This window comes from Bariatricus sp. HCP28S3_A7 (assembly GCF_052066375.1).
Lineage (GTDB): Bacteria > Bacillota > Clostridia > Lachnospirales > Lachnospiraceae > Allocoprococcus.
The window spans coordinates 92,241-109,646 of the sequence record NZ_JBQHSG010000003.1; the positions used below are offsets into that span (position 1 = coordinate 92,241).

Genomic DNA, 17,406 nt, shown 5'->3' on the forward strand with positions numbered 1-17,406 from the left:
AAAGGGCTGAAAAGTGTATGCTGATTGCCGTTTTACAATATATTTCCGGATATCTCAGAATCAGGGTGGAAGGATATTCGCCGGAGCGTTTCATCAATCTCTGCAGTTATCATGGAATCTATCTATGGAATTTAAAACCGTGCGGACACGCATACGAAATGAATATCAGTGTCCGTGGATTTCGCGAATTAAAGCCTGTTATACGCAAAACGAGAACGAAGGTTGTGATCATGGAGCGGGCAGGCTTTCCTTTTTTTTTACACAAATACCGAAAGCGGAAGCTGTTTTTCGGTGGAATCTTCTTCTGTATTATCTTTGTTTATGTCATGTCGCTTTTTGTATGGAATATCCATATCGACGGGAATCTTTCGCGGACAGACGAGACCATGCTGGAATTTTTGGAATCAGAAGGAATCTACCATGGAATGTTAAAATCGAAAGTAGACTGTGACCAGATCGTTAGGGATATCCGGAAGGAATACGATAATGTAATCTGGGCGTCGGCATATGTAACCGGAACACGTCTCATGATCCGTGTGAAAGAAAATACAGACCGGGTCATGGAGGAAACAGAAGACTCTGGGCTGGATCGTGCAAATGGACAGCCGGCAGATATTATTGCGGAAAAGGACGGAATCATTCTTGAAATCATAACGCGGGAAGGTGTTCCAATGGTTCACGAGGGAGATTCGGTACAAAAAGGAGATATCCTTGTGAGTGGTACAGTTGAAATTCTTAATGATGCAAAAGAAGTCATTGGATATCAGTACCATCAGGCTGATGCTGATATTACTGCGCAAACAGTATATTCCTATGAAGACAGTCTGCCGATCACTTATGAGATAAAAAAATGGACAGGAAATAAGAAATATGTATGTTGGATAGAAACGGATCAGCATTTATTCAAACTGGGAACCGGAAAGAATGAATTTGCACACAAAACATATACTACACTTGAGAAGCGTTTTTGTATTGGTGAACATTTCTGGCTTCCTGTCACTTTGGGCATGGATGTGATCGAGGAATATCAGCCGCTCAATAAAAAACATCAGGAAAAAGAGTATCAGGAAAAATTGTCTGCTGATTTTCAAAAATTCTGTCTTAATTTAGAGAAAAAAGGGGTTCAAATTTTGGAGAATAATGTTAAAATATACAGTGATACTGCGCGTGCATCTGCCAGGGGTACTCTGACACTTGCAGAAACAATTGGCTCGAAACACCTGACTGCAAAAAAGGAGCTGCCATCAAGTGATGCTAAAGATACGCAACAGGAAGGAAATTGAGATATGGGAATTCTTGAGACTGAAATCGAGATACCGGCAGAACACGAACGGAATGTCTTCGGACAGTTCGATGTTTTTGCCAAAAAGATAGAACGTACATTACATGTGACGTTAATCGCACGAGACGGAAAAGTGAAGATTCTTGGTGATGAGCGTAATGTAGAACGTGCAGAGAGGACACTTACCCAGCTTACAGAATTGTCTCGCCGCGGGAATGTTATACAGGAACAGAATGTAGACTATACCCTATCACTGACAATGGATGACAGCACCGAAAGTGTCCTGGAGATTGACAAAGATCTGATCTGTTATACACTTCAGGGTAAGCCGATCAAACCGAAAACGCTTGGACAGAAGAAATATGTAGATGCCATTCGGGAAGATATGATTACCTTTGGTCTGGGCCCTGCAGGAACAGGAAAGACTTATCTTGCGATGGCAATGGCAATCACCGCATTTAAGCAGAATGAAGTGGGCAGGATCATTCTGACGCGGCCTGCAATCGAAGCTGGTGAGAAGCTTGGCTTCCTTCCGGGAGATCTGCAGAGTAAGATCGATCCCTACCTGCGTCCACTTTATGACGCATTGTACCAGATCATGGGTGCGGAGAGTTTTCAGAAGAATTCGGAGAAAGGCTTGATCGAAGTTGCACCGCTTGCCTACATGCGTGGAAGAACACTGGATAATGCGTTTATTATTCTGGATGAGGCACAGAATACAACTCCGGCTCAGATGAAAATGTTCCTCACACGAATCGGTTTTGGCTCCAAAGTGGTGATTACCGGTGATTCGACACAGAAAGATCTTCCATCCGGTCAGACATCCGGTCTGGATGTGGCAATCAACGTAGTAAAGAATATCGATGGAATTTCCATCTGTCAGTTGACCAGCCGAGACGTTGTTCGGCATCCTCTGGTACAGAAGATCGTCAAAGCATATGAAGATTATGAACAGAAAACGGAACTTAAGAAAAAGAGAAGCAAGGACAGAAGGAAACGGTACGAAAGATGAGAATTTATTTAGAAAATGAAGGAGATCTGGAATTGGATCTCAATTATCAGGAAGTCGCCCAAAGAGTCGGGGATGCCGTCCTGGATTATGAACAGTGTCCGTATGAATCCGAAGTGGAGCTCCTTTTGACCATGGATGAAGAAATCCGTGAGATGAACCGGGAATTCCGGGATATAGACCGTGCAACAGACGTACTCTCTTTCCCGATGATCGCATATGAGTCTCCCGCGGATTTTGCATTTCTGGAAGAAGATGAGAGTTGTTTTGATCCGGACACCGGAGAACTGATGCTTGGAAACATTGTCATTTCCAAACAGAAAGTGGTCGAGCAGGCAGAAGAATACGGACATACAGTCGAGCGGGAATATGCATTTCTTATCGCGCACAGTATGCTTCATTTACTGGGGTACGATCACATGGAAGAAGAGGAACGTGCGGTGATGGAGAAGAAACAGCGGGAAATTCTCGACGGACTGGGAATAACCCGATAATCTGGAAATGAGATAAATGAGGTGCTATATGGCAAAAAAGAAACAATCGAAAGGCGGAGGATTTCTTGCACAAGGAATCATCCTTGCATCGGCAGGTATCATCACAAAAATCATAGGTTTCATATACCGGATCCCGATGCTGAATTTTATGGGGCTCGATGGACAGGGATATTACGATATCGCTTTCCAGGTCTACACAATTGCTCTTACAATATCATCCTACAGCTTACCGCTCGCTGTTTCCAAGCTGGTTTCTGCCAGAATGGCAAAAGGAGAAAGAAAAAATGCATATCGTGTTTTCAAGGCAGCTATGCTTTTTGCCTTTGTGGCAGGAGGATTGATCACACTGGTCGTACTATTAGGGGCAGATACGATTGCAACAAATATTATGGGGGCGAAGCTCAGTTCCTATGCACTTAAGGTACTGGCACCCGGACTTCTGATCGTATCGATCATGGGTGTACTGCGAGGATATTTTCAGGGACTCGGAACCATGATTCCGACTGCACTTTCCCAGATACTCGAGCAGATCGTGAATGCGGTAGTCAGCGTTGTCGGTGCTTCGATGCTTTTGAAGTATGGAGAAAGTGTAGCAAAGACCCAGGGCAACGAACTTCTGGCGGCTGCATATTCTTCGGCAGGCGGTACCCTTGGTACCGTGGCAGGTGCTCTGATGGGCCTTGTATTTCTGGGATTCAGTTATTGTGCTTATAAGTCTATTCAGAAGAAACAGCTTCGCATGGACCGATCAAAGCACACTGAGGATTATAAGACGATCTTCAAGTTGTTGCTTCTTACGATCGCACCTGTCATCTTGAGTACGACCGTATATAATTTAAGTAATGTCGTTGACAGTGCCATGTTCAACAAGATTATGACAGCGCAGGGATTTTCGGAAAAAGAATGTGTTACCTTACTTGGTAAATTAGGTCAGTATTATACTTTATTCAATGTTCCTCTTGCCGTCGCAAATGCGCTTGGATCTTCCATGATTCCGGGGCTGGTCCGTGCGTATGAGAGCCATGAGCGCAAACTGGTACATAACCGGATTTATATGGCGGCCAGATATACGATGCTGATTGCAATCCCAAGTGCGGTTGGATTCTTTGTACTCGGAGAACCGATCATGAATTTCATCTGGCCGAGCGTGGATAATTCGATGCAGAACATGATCTGGAAGATCGGTGCGATCTCGCTGATTTTCTATTCACTTTCCACCATTACAAATGCCGTACTTCAGGGACTGAACCGAATGATGAAACCGGTGAAGAATGCAACGGTGTCTTTGATCCTTCATCTGGTCTCCCTGTTTATCATGATGGTCGTATTTAAGTGGGGACTTTATGCAGTGATTGTAAGCAAGATCGTTTTCTCACTTAGCATGTGTATCATGAATTCGCATGATATCCGTGAAGCATGCGGATATGTTCAGGAACGCCAGCGAACCTTTGTGATTCCGGGAATCGCAGCCGGTATCATGGGAATCGCGGCATACCTCGCACACCTGGTACTCGATATTTTTGTTGGCGGAAGATTTGCGACGTTAGTTGCACTGTTCACGGCTGTGATTGTCTATGCCGTGTGCCTGCTGAAAATGGGAGGACTTACGGAAGATGAACTTTTATCCATGCCGAAAGGCGCAACACTGATCAGCATTTGCCGTAAACTTCATTTATTGAACGACAGTGCATACTAAGATTGTATAATTCTGTGAAAATGGTTGATACTGTATACAAAAAGGAGTTGTCCTTATGGGGAAAAAATATGGTATTGGCCTTTTCACAATCGCTTTAGTTATTATGGCTGTGGTCACTTACGGATATCGGGCAGAATATCGATATTCTCAGGAACTTGTGGAAGAAGGGGAAAAAGAGCAGACTGAAAACAGTATCAGTCAGGAAAAAACGGTAAGTACACAGGGAGATGCTCAGAAAGATGAACTGTACTATCTGAAAGATTTGAACGGTTACGTTGTCGTCTATATGAACGATAGAACAACGGTTTATGAATATACAAATATTTTGATTTCTGATCTGCCCGATACGTATCAGAATGAAATCAAAAATGGAATGATCATCGAAGGAACGGAAAAACTCTATGGATTTCTGGAAAATTATTCCAGCTAAAGTTCGCCGGACCTCCGGATGACATAACAGAAAGGAACAAAAGAAAATGGATGAAAAAAAAATTGCCCGTATTAACGAGCTGTATCATAAATCAAAAGCAGAAGGATTGACGGAAAAAGAAAAAAAAGAACAGCAGATTCTGCGCCGTGAATATATTGAAGCATTTAAAATGAGCCTCCGGGGGCAGCTGAATAATATTTCGATTCAGGAAAAGGATGGAACAATCACAAACCTCGGAGAAAAGTATGGAAACAAAAAAGCAAATTAGGGCAGAAATTTTGAAAAGAAGATCCGCACTTTCTAAAGATGAAGTAGCGGATAAGAGTAGAGCAATCTGCCGGAAAATTGTTTCCTGTGAGCAATTTGTACAGGCAGAGATCATCCTTCTTTATCTTGATTTTAATCATGAGGTGGAGACCGGTCTGATCTGGGAAAAAGCGCAGAAAATGGGAAAACATGTCGCTGCTCCCAGGCTCATCGGCTCACAAATGGTATTTGCCCGGATCCAGTCGGAAAAGGACCTGATCCCTGGTAAATGGGGAATCTCGGAACCGAAAAAGAACTGCCCTGTTATCCGTGAACATGACAGCAGGACAGTTGTTATTATGCCGGGAGTCGCATTTGACTGCAGCAGGAACCGAATCGGTTACGGCGGCGGTTACTACGACCGGTATTTCGCCGGATATGATTCAGTTTATAAAATAGCTGCTGCATATGACCTGCAAATCGTGGAACAGGTTCCGGCAGAACCGTTTGATCTGAAACCGGACTGTATCGTGACAGAATCTCATATTTATGCAGGATAATGCAGTCTCTCTTCGGTGATATCATTCAGAACTTCATCGAGGTATTTTCTGGCAAGATAATTTGCCATTCTGAGATTCATATCCAGATAATTTCCGCAGTCCTTCGCACAGGAACCCGGTATATCTCCGGTATATTCTGCTATAAATGTAAACATTTCCTTCATCAGTGGCACGATATCTTCGGATTCGTAATCGCCGGTCAGAAGGAGGTAAAAACCGGTCCTGCATCCCATCGGGCCGAAGTAAAGTGTCCGATCTCCATAAACTTCATGATTTCTAAGGAAGGTGGCACCTAAGTGTTCAATGGTATGAACTTCAGCCGTATTCATAACCGGTTCTTCATTCGGATTGGTCATACGAATGTCAAAGGTGGTCACAGGGCAGTCACCGGCAAAATCTTTCCTGGAAACGTAGAGCCCCGGAATCAGTCTGAGGTGGTCTATGGTAAAACTGGTAATTTTCTTCATGATAATCATTTCCTCCATATACATCATTTTGTATTCAATTATAACGTGGAATGATAAAAATAACAAGTAGGCGAACAGAGAACAAAAGAGAGTCAGGAGGCATAAAAATGAAACTCTATTTAATACGGCATGGTGAGACCGACTGGAACAAGACACGAAGACTTCAGGGACAGGTGGATATTCCCCTCAATGACTTCGGACGAAAGCTTGCCCGCGAAACAGCGCCGGCACTTCAGAACGTTCCCTTTGAGGTGGTCTATACGAGTCCGCTTCTTCGGGCAAAGGAAACGGCAGAACTTGTGATCGGGGACCGGAAGATCCCGATGATCGAAGACACAAGGATTATGGAGATGGGATTTGGTGAATATGAAGGATTGATCTGTAAAGGACATGATTATAATATTCCGGATCCGGCATTTCGAAATTTCTTTCTGGCACCGGAGAAATATGACCCTCCGCAGGGAGGAGAGTCCTTCGAACAGCTTTCTGAACGGCTGCATGCATTTCTGGAAGAGATCTTTCATAAGAAAGAGCTTGCAGATAAAACGATTCTCGTCTCCACGCATGGTGCGGCTTTATGTGGTATGCTGCGTCTGATCAAGAAAGCGCCAATCGAACAATTCTGGGGCAGCGGAGTCCATAAAAACTGTGCAGTTACCGTTGTGGAAGTAAAAGACGGCAAGGCTCATATACTGGAAGAGGCTGTTACATATTACCGGGAAGAGGTTGCAGACTGGTAAAAGAAAAACTTAGGAATAAATAAAACCGGGAGAGAAAACCGGGAGAGCATGTATTATTTTACATTCTCTTCCGGTTTTTTCTATTTATTCAGGGGCGGCGCAGGATTCCCTTACCGCGAGAGAGCAGGGGAGCTGGATCTTCATCGCAGTACCGGACTGCTGCCGGATGATATGGTGCAGAATCGACGCACCGTAATGTCCCATATTATAAGCAGGCGCATGGATCGTTGTGAGCGGCGGCATCGTAAATTCGGCGATGCTGATATCATCAAATCCAATCACCGAGATGTCGTCCGGTATTCGGTATCCGTATTCCGTAAGTGCCTTGATCGCACCCATGGCGATAGGATCGCTGGCTGCAAAAATCGCCGTCGGAAGCGTTTTGCTTCGGATCAAATCACAGGTCATCTCATAGCCGGAATCAATTCGGAATAATCCCTCCCTGAGATATGGTTTATAATGAATCTGATGCTCCTCACAATAGCTCACGAACACCTTTTTGCGGTAATCCGGATAAAGCTGTTCAGGGCTGACATATTCCTTGCCGGTCAGGAAACCGATTTCCTTGTGACCAAGTCCGGTCAAATAATCCATCACAAGCTTTACCGCATGTTCAAAATCGATCATGATTGTGGAGATATCCGAATTTTTAACCGGCATATCAAGAAACAGAATCTTTGGATTTAAGTTTACCAGAGATTCAACTTCTGTTTTACTGAATTTGCCGATACAAATAATGCAATCTACGTCTTTTAACGCGTCAAAATAATTGACATCACTCTTATATGTTCTTACCACCTGTATATTATGTGAAATGCAGTAGTCCTCGATTCCCTGGCGGATCAGGAGATAGTAGCTGTCCTCAAGTTCCTGCTGGGAAGAAAACCACTGGACGATCCCCATGGTGAACGCCGTCTTCACGGAAACGCGATTTCTTTTAACATAATGCATCTTATTGGCAGTATCCAGAACCTTCTGACGTGTCTCCGGTGAGACGTTGAGTGTCTCGTCATTATTTAAAATCCTGGAAACAGCCGCTGCCGAAACATTTGCCGCTGCAGCGATATCTTTAATGGTTGCCATAAAAGTCCCCCTTGATATTTGCAAGTTTACTATATTTTACTATTATATCAAACTCAAATGGAAAATGAAAGATAAAGATTGCGTACAAAAGGATATTTCCGTACTTATCCTTCACTTTACACAAAAATCAAACAGTAAATTTGTGCATAAATTTTAGTAAATTTATATTGAATATTTACTAAATATGTTGTATGATTTAGTTAATCAAAAATGTACGAAATAAACGGAGGGAACGTCATGAGACAAATCAATCAGATTGTGGAAGAAATGAAAGCCGGAGCTTGCAGAGAACTGTTAAGAGATATTTACGTAGACGAGGGAGTGATTGGATATCAGGAAGAACGCTATGTGAGAGCGCTTGGCGAATATGTGAAGATCTTCGGAGAACAGGAAGTAGAAATCTACAGTGCTCCGGGACGAAGCGAAGTAGGCGGCAATCATACCGATCATCAGCACGGCATGGTTCTGGCAACTTCAATTAATCTGGATGCCATCGCGATCGTAAATAAGAACGAGGATTCCAGCGTGAACATTTACTCAGACGGTTACGGAATGATCGAACTTTGTGCTGACGAGCTGGAAAAACGTCCGGAGGAAGAAAGCACTTCAGCCGGTCTGATCCGCGGTGTGCTTGCCGGACTGAGTGAAAGAGGATATAAAGTCGGCGGATTTAACGCGTATGTGACAAGCGATGTGCTGAACGGTGCCGGAATGTCTTCCTCCGCAGCATTTGAGACGATCATCGGCACCATCATTTCCGGATTATATAACGATATGGTGATCAGCATGGTTGAAATCGCGCAGGTGGGACAGTATGCAGAGAACGTATACTTTGGAAAACCTTGCGGACTGATGGATCAGACAGCATGTGCAGTCGGCGGACTGATCCACATTGATTTCGCAGATCCGGCAAAACCGATCGTAGAGAAAGTAAATGTTGACTTTGAAGAACACAAATACAGCCTTTGCATCGTTGACACAAAGGGATCTCATCACGATCTTACCGATGACTATGCAAAGATTCCGGAAGAAATGAAGCTCGTTGCAGAATTCTTCGGAAAAGAATTCCTTCGTGAAGTTCCAAAAGCAGATTTCTATGCAAATATTGCTGCACTTCGCGAGAAGACAGGAGACCGCCCGGTGCTTCGTGCGCTGCATTTTTTCGAAGATAATGACAGAGTGGCAGATCAGGTAAACGCACTAAATAACGGAGATTTCGAAGGCTTCCTGAAAATGATCAAACAGTCCGGCGATTCATCTTTTAAGTATCTGCAGAACATTTATACCAACAAGGACGTACAGAATCAGAGCATGTCCATTGCACTTGCAGTCAGCGAAATGACTCTGAAAGATCACGGAGTATGTCGTGTACACGGAGGCGGATTCGCCGGAACGATTCAGGCTTTTGTACAGAATGATTTCGTGGAAACTTACCGCGCAGCACTGGATGCCGTATTCGGAGAGGGCGCATGTCATGTACTGAAAGTGCGTAAATACGGCGGAATGAAAGTAATGTAATAATTCAGCATAAAGAAGTTGGAAAGGAAGAAAAAGAAATGATTTATGAAGCGGTTGCGAAACTGATGCAGTATGGTAGAACAACAGGACTGGTAGCGGCAGAAGATGAGATTTACGTTACAAACCAGGTGTTGGAAGCACTCAATCTGTCCGAGTATGAGAAACCGGAACAGATCCCGGAAGAAGTGGAACTTGAGGACATTCTGAAAGAGATCACCGATTACGCAGTAAGCCGGGGTATGATCGAAGATTCTGTTGTTTACCGTGATCTGTTCGATACAAAGATTATGGGAAAACTGGTTCCGGCTCCAAGTACTGTAATTGCAAATTTCAATGAACTCTATCAGGAAGGACCAAAATGCGCGACTGATTATTTCTATAAATTAAGTCAGGACAGTGATTACATCAGAAGATACCGTATCAAAAAGGATCAGAAATGGCTTACTTCCACAGAATATGGTGAACTTGAGATCACCATCAATCTATCAAAACCGGAAAAGGATCCGAAAGCAATCGCTGCGGCAAAGACGGCGAAACAGAGCGGATATCCGAAATGCCTTCTCTGTAAAGAAAATGAAGGTTATGCAGGCCGTGTAAACCATCCGGCCCGCCAGAACCACAGAATTATTCCGGTTGTAATCGACGACAAAAACTGGGGATTCCAGTATTCACCATATGTGTATTACAATGAACACTGTATCGTATTTAACGGCGAGCATGTACCGATGAAGATTGAGGAAGCTACATTTGCAAAACTCCTTGATTTCGTAACACAGTTCCCACATTATTTCGTTGGTTCCAATGCTGACCTCCCGATCGTAGGAGGATCCATCTTAAGCCACGATCATTTCCAGGGCGGCAATCATGAATTTGCCATGGCAAAAGCTCCGGTTGTAAGAGAATGTACGATTCCGGGATTCGAAGACGTCCATGCAGGAATTGTAAAATGGCCGATGTCCGTTATCCGTCTTCAGAGCCGTGAAAAAGAGCGCCTCATCAAAGCGGCAGCCCACATCCTGGAAGTCTGGAGAGGATATACAGACGAAGAAGCATTTATCTTCGCTGAGACTGACGGAGAACCGCACAATACGATTACTCCGATCGCACGTATGAGAAACGGACAGTTCGAGCTGGATCTGGTTCTAAGGAACAACATCACGACAGAAGAGCACCCGCTGGGTGTATACCATCCACATGCAAAACTTCATCATATCAAGAAAGAGAATATCGGCTTGATCGAAGTGATGGGACTTGCCGTACTCCCGGCGAGACTGAAACAGGAAATGGAAGAGCTTGCCAAAGCGATCCTTGCAGGAAGCGATATCCGTGCAGATGAAATGCTGGAGAAGCATGCTGACTGGGTTGAGGAATTCCTTCCGAATTACAGCGAGGTGAATGAAGGAAATATTATGGATATTCTTCATGAAGAGATTGGTAAGGTATTCAGTCAGGTGCTGGAAGACGCCGGAGTTTATAAGCAGACAGAGGATGGACAGAAGGCATTTGATCGGTTTGTAAGTAGTTTGTAAGAGGGGAATTAGTTTGTAAAGGGACGCCCCGCCCAATTCCATATTGTATTCCGGACACGCTTGCGCTCGGGAAAAAACGCAGCGGTACTATGATGCCAGGTTGTCGCCTGCCCGGCGACTCCTGCCATCAAGTGCCGGCGTTTTTTACGGTCCGGAATACAACATGGGATTGGGCGGGGCTGTGCTTTGCAAAACTTTAGGAGTAAGGTTGTTTGAGGGACGGATGGCGCCTTACGGCTTATCCTGGGAAAATATTAAGATGATAAGTTGTGAATGATAATTATTACGTACTTTTAGAAGAAAATATGAATTAAGTACGGTATAAGCAGGGATGTTTGGTTGATGATAGAAAAAGCATGTTCAACATGTAATAGTTAATAATTTGAGTTTCAGGCGATTTGTGATGTCCGTTTTGGAAATGAGGATACGATATCAAGACCGTATATTGCGTTTTTGGGTGTTCTTGTGTATGTATTAGGGATTGTGACTATTTTGAATCCGGATGGAGTTCATTTTTTCCTGAGCCGGTGGAAATATAATAATCCGGAGTTGTCTGAGCCCGGGCGATTGTTGGAGCAGATAGGCGGAGGTTTTATCGTTGTGATCGGTATAGGGATTATGACGGGTGCTTTATTACTTCTAGTATAACGTCCAGTTATTTTCGAGATGCTATATTAGTATTGTAATCTGTAGAGACGGAGTGTATAATTACAATTAATTTGAGAGAATTTGAAAGAGAGAGGTGAAAAGATGAGAAGATAATCGACGTTTGATACATTTCGTCCGACTATGCTTATTGTGGAACATGATGCTCGGTTTCGGAATAAAATTGCGACAAAAGTGATTGATATGTAAAATGAATATTGAAAAAGCAGATCGAAAAGAGCATAATGGTAGGAAAATATCTACTCAATTTGGAGGAAGAGCGTATGATGAAGCTGGAATTGAAAAAATGGTCTATCGAGGATTCAGATGATCTGGTATCTATTTGTAATGCAGTAAGCAGAACGTATCTTTCAAACCGGTTGCCTTTCCCATATACGGAAGATAATGCAAAATGGTGGCTGGGTATGGTGGAAGAAAACGAAGGTTCAAATGGTATTTTTCGTTCCATTTCTGTGGATGATAAAATCGTTGGAAACATTTCGGTTGAAAGGAAAGATGACGTTTTCTGCAAAGATGCGGAAATTGGATATTTTCTACTGACGGAATACTGGTCAAAAGGAATTATGACAGAGGCAGTCCGGCAAATATGTCAAATTGCTTTTGATGAGCTTGATATTTTGCGGATCACCGGGCTGGTATATAATCCAAACAATGCATCCAAAAAAGTCCTTGAGAAAAATGGATTTGCAATGGAAGGCACGATGAAACAGGCCGTTGTGAAGGATGGGAGTATTTATGATCTCTGTATTTTGGGGAAACTGAGATAGAATAGTATGGACAAAGAAATTCCATTCAAACACCCAGATAAACGGCGTGAGACCATTGATCATACTGTTGTGCTGCACCGAGTATTTGAATCGGCATCTGCCAGCCAGAAAATACCGATACACGAATTATTTGCCGTTTGCCTGATTGCTGTCATCAATGAAGGAATCAAACTTACCAGCCGAAAAAGGAGAGAATACAATCACACAAAATAAAAATCCGTATTACTCCGTTATATTGAATGGTATTTCAGCTATCATACTCCCGTCTTTGAACTAGTCAGCCCCGCCCACCTGTCCCATCTATGCCAGGACCGTAAAAAACGCCGGCACTTGATGGCAGAAGCCGCACAAAATGCGGCGTCCTGGCATCATAGTACCGCTGCGTTTTTTCCCGAGCGAAAGCGTGTCCAGGTATAGATGGGACAGGTGGGCGGGGCGTCCCTTAGTCCAAATCCCCTCTAATCTTCATCATCCCCCGAAGCCGTATAAGTCTGACGTTTTCTCGCCATCTCATCGCTTGCAAGGTATTCATCATAAGTCGTGATCTTATCGATCATCTTACCTCCCGGCATAATTTCCATAATACGGTTTGCGGTAGTCTCGACGATCTGGTGGTCACGGGAAGCGAAGAGCAGTACTCCCGGGAATTTTTTCATTCCGTTGTTGAGTGCGGTAATTGCTTCCATATCCAGGTGGTCAGTCGGCTCGTCCAGAATCAGGACATTCGCACCGGAAATCATCATTTTCGAAAGCAGACAGCGCACTTTCTCGCCTCCGGAGAGCACTTTAACTTTCTTGACACCGTCTTCACCGGCAAAAAGCATTCTTCCGAGGAAGCCGCGTACATAGGTCACATCCTTGACTTCGGAATACTGTGTCAGCCATTCCACGATAGTGTCATCGTTGTCGAATTCTTTCCCGCTGTCTTTCGGGAAATACGCCTGCGAAGTGGTAACACCCCATTTATAGGTTCCCTCATCCGGTTCCATTTCTCCGATCAGGATCTGGAAGAGTACCGTTTTAGCAAATTCATTTCCACCGACAAATGCGACTTTATCGTCATGATTGAGTGTGAAAGAAATATTGTCCAGAATTTTCACACCGTCAATTGTCTTGGAAATTCCGTCGACTGTAAGCACTTCATTTCCGATCTCACGATTTGGCTTGAAATCGATATAAGGATATTTGCGGCTGGAAGGGCGGATCTCTTCAAGCTGAATCTTCTCCAACGCGCGCTTTCTGGAAGTCGCCTGACGGGATTTGGAAGCGTTGGCGCTGAATCGGGAAATGAATTCCTGTAATTCTTTGATTTTTTCTTCCTTTTTCTTGTTCGCTTCTTTCATCTGACGAATCAAAAGCTGACTGGATTCATACCAGAAATCATAGTTTCCGGCATAAAGCTGAATCTTTCCATAATCAATGTCTGCAATCTGTGTACAGACTTTATTCAGGAAATAACGGTCGTGGGATACAACAATCACAGTATTATCAAAGTTGATCAGGAATTCTTCCAGCCATGCGATCGCATCCAGGTCTAAATGGTTGGTCGGCTCGTCCAGAAGCAGAATATCCGGTGATCCGAACAGGGCTTGCGCAAGAAGTACTTTGACCTTCTGTGCACCGGTCAAATCCTTCATCAAAGTATAATGAAGCTCTGTCTCAATACCAAGTCCATTCAGAAGTGTAGCTGCATCGGATTCTGCCTCCCACCCGTTCAGCGTGGCAAATTCGGCCTCCAGCTCGCTTGCTTTGATTCCGTCTTCATCGGTAAAATCTTCTTTTGCATAGATGACTTCCTTTTCCTTCATTATCTCATAAAGGCGCGCATTTCCCATAATGACTGTGTCCAGAACCGGATACTGGTCATATTTAAAGTGGTCCTGCTGCAGGAATGACAGACGATCCCCCGGTGAAATGATTACTTCCCCGGAAGTCGGTTCAAGCTGTCCGGAAAGAATTTTCAAAAAGGTTGACTTTCCGGCTCCGTTCGCTCCAATCAGGCCATAGCAGTTTCCTTCCGTAAATTTAATATTTACATCTTCAAACAATGCCTTTTTCCCGACACGGAGCGTTACATTACTTGTGCTTATCATAAAGTTTAATCTCCTTCATATAAAAATATCTGATTTTAGGTAGTCCTCGCATAATCGTAACATGCCTTGATGAATAACGCAAGTTAATTCATGCAGATTGTTCATATACCGTGAAAGAGGAAAATGACTTTCTTCTGTTGCAAAAAAACGTTTCCATTTCTAAACCAATATGATAAGATTATAGAAAAAGTAAACGTTCGGAGGAAATGAATATTATGACATACTCCAAAGAAATGGTAGATCTGAAATTTGCGAAAAGTGCATACTGGAATTTCCTTTTATGGGGGATCTGCTCTTCACTTGGAATGACGATATCGACCTTCGTTGATGCACTTCTGGTCGGAAATCTGGTCGGAAGCCAGGGGCTCGCCGTGACAAATCTTTCTACTCCGGTCTTTCTGGCATACGCATTGTTTGGGCTGACACTTGGAGTGGGTGCCAACGTATACATAGGGCGCCTGCTTGGTTCCTCCGATGTTGAAAAAGCAAACCGGGCTTTTCATTCTGTACTTGCAATTGGGCTTGGCATCAGTATCTGCTGTCTGATTCCTGCAGTTCTCCTTCGAAAGGAGCTGTTGGGGTTTTTGGGGGCAGGAGGAGAGTTGTATTCTCTCGCCGAACAATATTTGATTGTGGTATTTTGTTCTGCACCGGTTTTTATCATGTATCATATTCTTTCTGTTTCCGTGCGGACAGACGGTGACCCGAAACTTGCAGCATCAGCTTCCGCAGTCGTGATCTTGACGAATCTGACCTTGGATATTCTGTTTATGAAGGTGCTGAACCGGGGAATTATAGGAGCATCTTCTTCTTTATGTATTGCAGAAGGACTTGGTCTTATCGTACTGATGTCCCATTTCTTGAAAAAGCAGTCCTTGCTCCGGTTGGGACTTGTTACTCCGAGAATGAAGGAACTCCGCAATTTTGTTGTTAACGGATTTGGTGTGGGGTCGGCATATATTTTCCAGGGACTTATCATGCTTGTTTTTAATATGCTTCTATTATTATATGGCAAGGAACAAGGCGTTTTGCAGGTAGCGGTATTCGGAGTGATCTATACCATCAGCATGGCACCGTTCGCAGTATTTGACGGGGCCGGTAATGCGCTGGCAGTCGTGACCTCTATTTTTGCAGGCGAGCGGGACAGCGAAAGCATGATTGCGATCCTGCGTCAGGGTATGAAAGCAGCTGTGATCGCGGGAGGAATTTTCGGAATAATCTGTATCCTGTTTGCGAAAAATTTGGCCGGCTTTTTCGGCCTGGATCTGGCGGCGGTGCCATATGCAGAATCGGCAATCCGGATATTTGCATTCAGCATTATTTTCACAGGGATCAATATGGTAGCAACGGCCTTCTGGCAGGCAATCGGACGGGCGAAGCTGGCAGGTGCCATGTCCACATTGCGCAATTTTCTTCTGATGCTGATTTTTGGAAGTCTGTTGATTGCCAGATGGCAGATCAAAGGACTTGCTCTTACTTATGTGTTGGTGGAAGGAATCGGCACGCTTTTTGTTGCAATCGTACATAAATATCAAAGTTCTTATCCTTATATAACCGAAAAATATCATGTAGTGGGACATGTCTTTGAAAATAATTATCCAATCCATGCCGAGAGTGTGGAACACATTTCTTCAGATCTGGATTCCGTTTGTGAGGAATGGAAAATCAGCCCGAAACAATCGTTTTTTATTCATTTTATTGCCGAAGAACTTCTACTCAACATCATTAAGTTCGGACTCAGGGAAAAAGGTGAAAAACGTTATGTTGCCATTAAGCTGCTGGAGAACGAAGACGAATATATCATTCGTATACGGGATAATGTCCATACATATAACCCCTTTGATTCCAGCGGGGATGAGATTGATAATGGTGTATTAAAACTGATCACAAAAAAAGCAAAATACTATTATTATCAGCGAAAACTTATTTTTAACTATTTATACTTAATAATATGATTTGGAGAATGGAATTGTGAATTGTAATTTTGTATTTCAGGATGACCAGGAACTGCACAGACTAACCGTACAGAACAGACTGCTCAGAGAGTATGAGCTTCCGGTTTTGCGACGGATTCTTTCCGGTAAATCCGATGTCCGGATTCTGGATATCGGCTGCAATGATGGTCACAAAACAGTAAACCTGTTTTCGGATTTTCCCGGTGTACAGGTAATCGGACTTGAATATCTCGAAGATCTGGCTGCAAGGGCAGTTTGCCTTCATGGGAATGATCATTTTACTTTTTGCCGGTGCGATGTGGAAGAACGTGATTTTGCACAGATCCTCACTGATGTAATGAAAACCAGAAAGATTGAGGCATTTGATGTGATCTATCTTTCTTTCGTACTGATGCATCTTGCCAATCCCCAAAAGCTACTTGTTATCCTTCAGCAATTTCTTGCCGAGGATGGGAGGGTGGTCATTGTCGAACCAAGTGATCGCACATCCAGGCTTGTTCCGGATGAAGAGGATCTGTTGGGAACGTTTCTGGAAATTCTATCCAGTGATCCGCTGGCCGGAAACAGAACCTGTGGATATGATCTTCCAAAGCTGCTTGCATCAAGCGGGTACCAAGATATAATTATAGAACAGGAAGCAATCTCCTGTAAACCGGAAGAACTTGCTAAAAAACAGGATATTTTTGAAACCTTTTTTTCCTATCTCCCGCAGGATCTGGATATTTTATGCGAGCAGAACCCGGAGAATCCCCAATATAAAGAATGGAAAACATGGATGGATCTTCATTATGAGACTTTAAAACAATCTGTTTGTCAGAAAAATGCAAAGATTTCCATGGGACTTCTGATCGTATCTTGTACCAGGAGGTAG

17 protein-coding genes are annotated in these 17,406 nt (G+C 43.6%); 14 read left to right on the forward strand and 3 right to left on the reverse strand.

Annotation, left to right across the window (positions count from 1 at the left end; all coding sequences use genetic code 11):
* The first annotated feature begins 17 nt into the window (after positions 1–17).
* The 7 genes from ACTNA4_RS02965 to ACTNA4_RS02995 are packed head-to-tail and all read left to right on the forward strand — an operon-like array spanning position 18 to position 5,717.
* Positions 18–1,283 (forward strand): sporulation protein YqfD, encoded by a 1,266-nt coding sequence (locus ACTNA4_RS02965; RefSeq protein ID WP_441028468.1) that lies wholly within the window; start codon positions 18–20, stop codon positions 1,281–1,283.
* A gap of 3 nt (positions 1,284–1,286) precedes the next feature.
* The gene (locus tag ACTNA4_RS02970) at positions 1,287–2,294 is read left to right on the forward strand and encodes a PhoH family protein (protein WP_427819822.1); all 1,008 of its coding nucleotides are present in this window, start codon (positions 1,287–1,289) and stop codon (positions 2,292–2,294) included.
* Positions 2,291–2,785 carry an rRNA maturation RNase YbeY gene (gene ybeY / locus ACTNA4_RS02975; RefSeq protein WP_427806542.1) on the forward strand — a complete coding sequence of 165 codons (495 nt, stop codon included), beginning with the start codon at positions 2,291–2,293 and terminating at the stop codon, positions 2,783–2,785. The genes ACTNA4_RS02970 and ybeY overlap by 4 nt, the downstream gene beginning before the upstream one ends.
* Before the next feature lie 28 nt (positions 2,786–2,813).
* Positions 2,814–4,481, forward strand: a complete 1,668-nt coding sequence (locus ACTNA4_RS02980) for a putative polysaccharide biosynthesis protein (protein WP_441028470.1) — start codon at positions 2,814–2,816, stop codon at positions 4,479–4,481.
* 55 nt (positions 4,482–4,536) lie between these two features.
* The gene (locus ACTNA4_RS02985; protein WP_441028472.1) at positions 4,537–4,911 is read left to right on the forward strand and encodes a hypothetical protein; all 375 of its coding nucleotides are present in this window, start codon (positions 4,537–4,539) and stop codon (positions 4,909–4,911) included.
* A 46-nt stretch (positions 4,912–4,957) separates the two neighbouring features.
* A complete protein-coding gene (locus ACTNA4_RS02990; protein WP_427806546.1) occupies positions 4,958–5,179 on the forward strand; it encodes a DUF896 domain-containing protein in 222 nt (73 codons plus the stop codon).
* Positions 5,157–5,717 carry a 5-formyltetrahydrofolate cyclo-ligase gene (locus tag ACTNA4_RS02995; RefSeq protein WP_441028474.1) on the forward strand — a complete coding sequence of 187 codons (561 nt, stop codon included), beginning with the start codon at positions 5,157–5,159 and terminating at the stop codon, positions 5,715–5,717. Before ACTNA4_RS02990 ends, ACTNA4_RS02995 begins: the two co-directional genes overlap by 23 nt.
* On the opposite strand, the gene ACTNA4_RS03000 is transcribed toward ACTNA4_RS02995, so the two are convergent.
* Positions 5,705–6,184, reverse strand: coding sequence for an S-ribosylhomocysteine lyase (locus tag ACTNA4_RS03000; protein ID WP_427806548.1), 480 nt, complete (start codon positions 6,182–6,184; stop codon positions 5,705–5,707). The genes ACTNA4_RS02995 and ACTNA4_RS03000 overlap by 13 nt on opposite strands.
* Positions 6,185–6,291: 107 nt before the next feature.
* Between ACTNA4_RS03000 and ACTNA4_RS03005 the strand changes: the two genes are divergently transcribed.
* Positions 6,292–6,924: a histidine phosphatase family protein gene (locus ACTNA4_RS03005; protein WP_441028476.1), complete on the forward strand. Its 633-nt coding sequence runs from the start codon at positions 6,292–6,294 to the stop codon at positions 6,922–6,924.
* A gap of 84 nt (positions 6,925–7,008) precedes the next feature.
* Here ACTNA4_RS03005 and ACTNA4_RS03010 read toward each other — a convergent pair whose 3' ends face one another.
* Positions 7,009–8,007 carry a LacI family DNA-binding transcriptional regulator gene (locus ACTNA4_RS03010; protein ID WP_441028478.1) on the reverse strand — a complete coding sequence of 333 codons (999 nt, stop codon included), beginning with the start codon at positions 8,005–8,007 and terminating at the stop codon, positions 7,009–7,011.
* A gap of 237 nt (positions 8,008–8,244) precedes the next feature.
* On the opposite strand from ACTNA4_RS03010, the gene ACTNA4_RS03015 reads away from it, so the two are divergent.
* The 4 genes from ACTNA4_RS03015 to ACTNA4_RS03030 all read left to right on the forward strand — a co-directional run bounded on the left by ACTNA4_RS03015 (position 8,245) and on the right by ACTNA4_RS03030 (position 12,700).
* Positions 8,245–9,525, forward strand: a complete 1,281-nt coding sequence (locus tag ACTNA4_RS03015; protein ID WP_427819827.1) for a galactokinase — start codon at positions 8,245–8,247, stop codon at positions 9,523–9,525.
* 38 nt (positions 9,526–9,563) lie between these two features.
* A complete protein-coding gene (gene galT / locus ACTNA4_RS03020) occupies positions 9,564–11,054 on the forward strand; it encodes a UDP-glucose--hexose-1-phosphate uridylyltransferase (protein WP_427806552.1) in 1,491 nt (496 codons plus the stop codon).
* 929 nt (positions 11,055–11,983) lie between these two features.
* Positions 11,984–12,487, forward strand: a complete 504-nt coding sequence (locus ACTNA4_RS03025) for a GNAT family N-acetyltransferase (protein WP_427819831.1) — start codon at positions 11,984–11,986, stop codon at positions 12,485–12,487.
* 6 nt (positions 12,488–12,493) lie between these two features.
* On the forward strand, positions 12,494–12,700 hold the full coding sequence (locus ACTNA4_RS03030) for a hypothetical protein (protein ID WP_427819832.1): 207 nt from the start codon (positions 12,494–12,496) through the stop codon (positions 12,698–12,700).
* Between the two features lie 245 nt (positions 12,701–12,945).
* Here ACTNA4_RS03030 and ACTNA4_RS03035 read toward each other — a convergent pair whose 3' ends face one another.
* Positions 12,946–14,580 (reverse strand): ABC-F family ATP-binding cassette domain-containing protein, encoded by a 1,635-nt coding sequence (locus tag ACTNA4_RS03035; RefSeq protein WP_427806554.1) that lies wholly within the window; start codon positions 14,578–14,580, stop codon positions 12,946–12,948.
* 206 nt (positions 14,581–14,786) lie between these two features.
* On the opposite strand from ACTNA4_RS03035, the gene ACTNA4_RS03040 reads away from it, so the two are divergent.
* Positions 14,787–16,535, forward strand: coding sequence for an MATE family efflux transporter (locus tag ACTNA4_RS03040; RefSeq protein ID WP_441028480.1), 1,749 nt, complete (start codon positions 14,787–14,789; stop codon positions 16,533–16,535).
* Positions 16,536–16,551: 16 nt separating this feature from the next.
* Positions 16,552–17,406 (forward strand): class I SAM-dependent methyltransferase, encoded by an 855-nt coding sequence (locus ACTNA4_RS03045; protein ID WP_427806556.1) that lies wholly within the window; start codon positions 16,552–16,554, stop codon positions 17,404–17,406.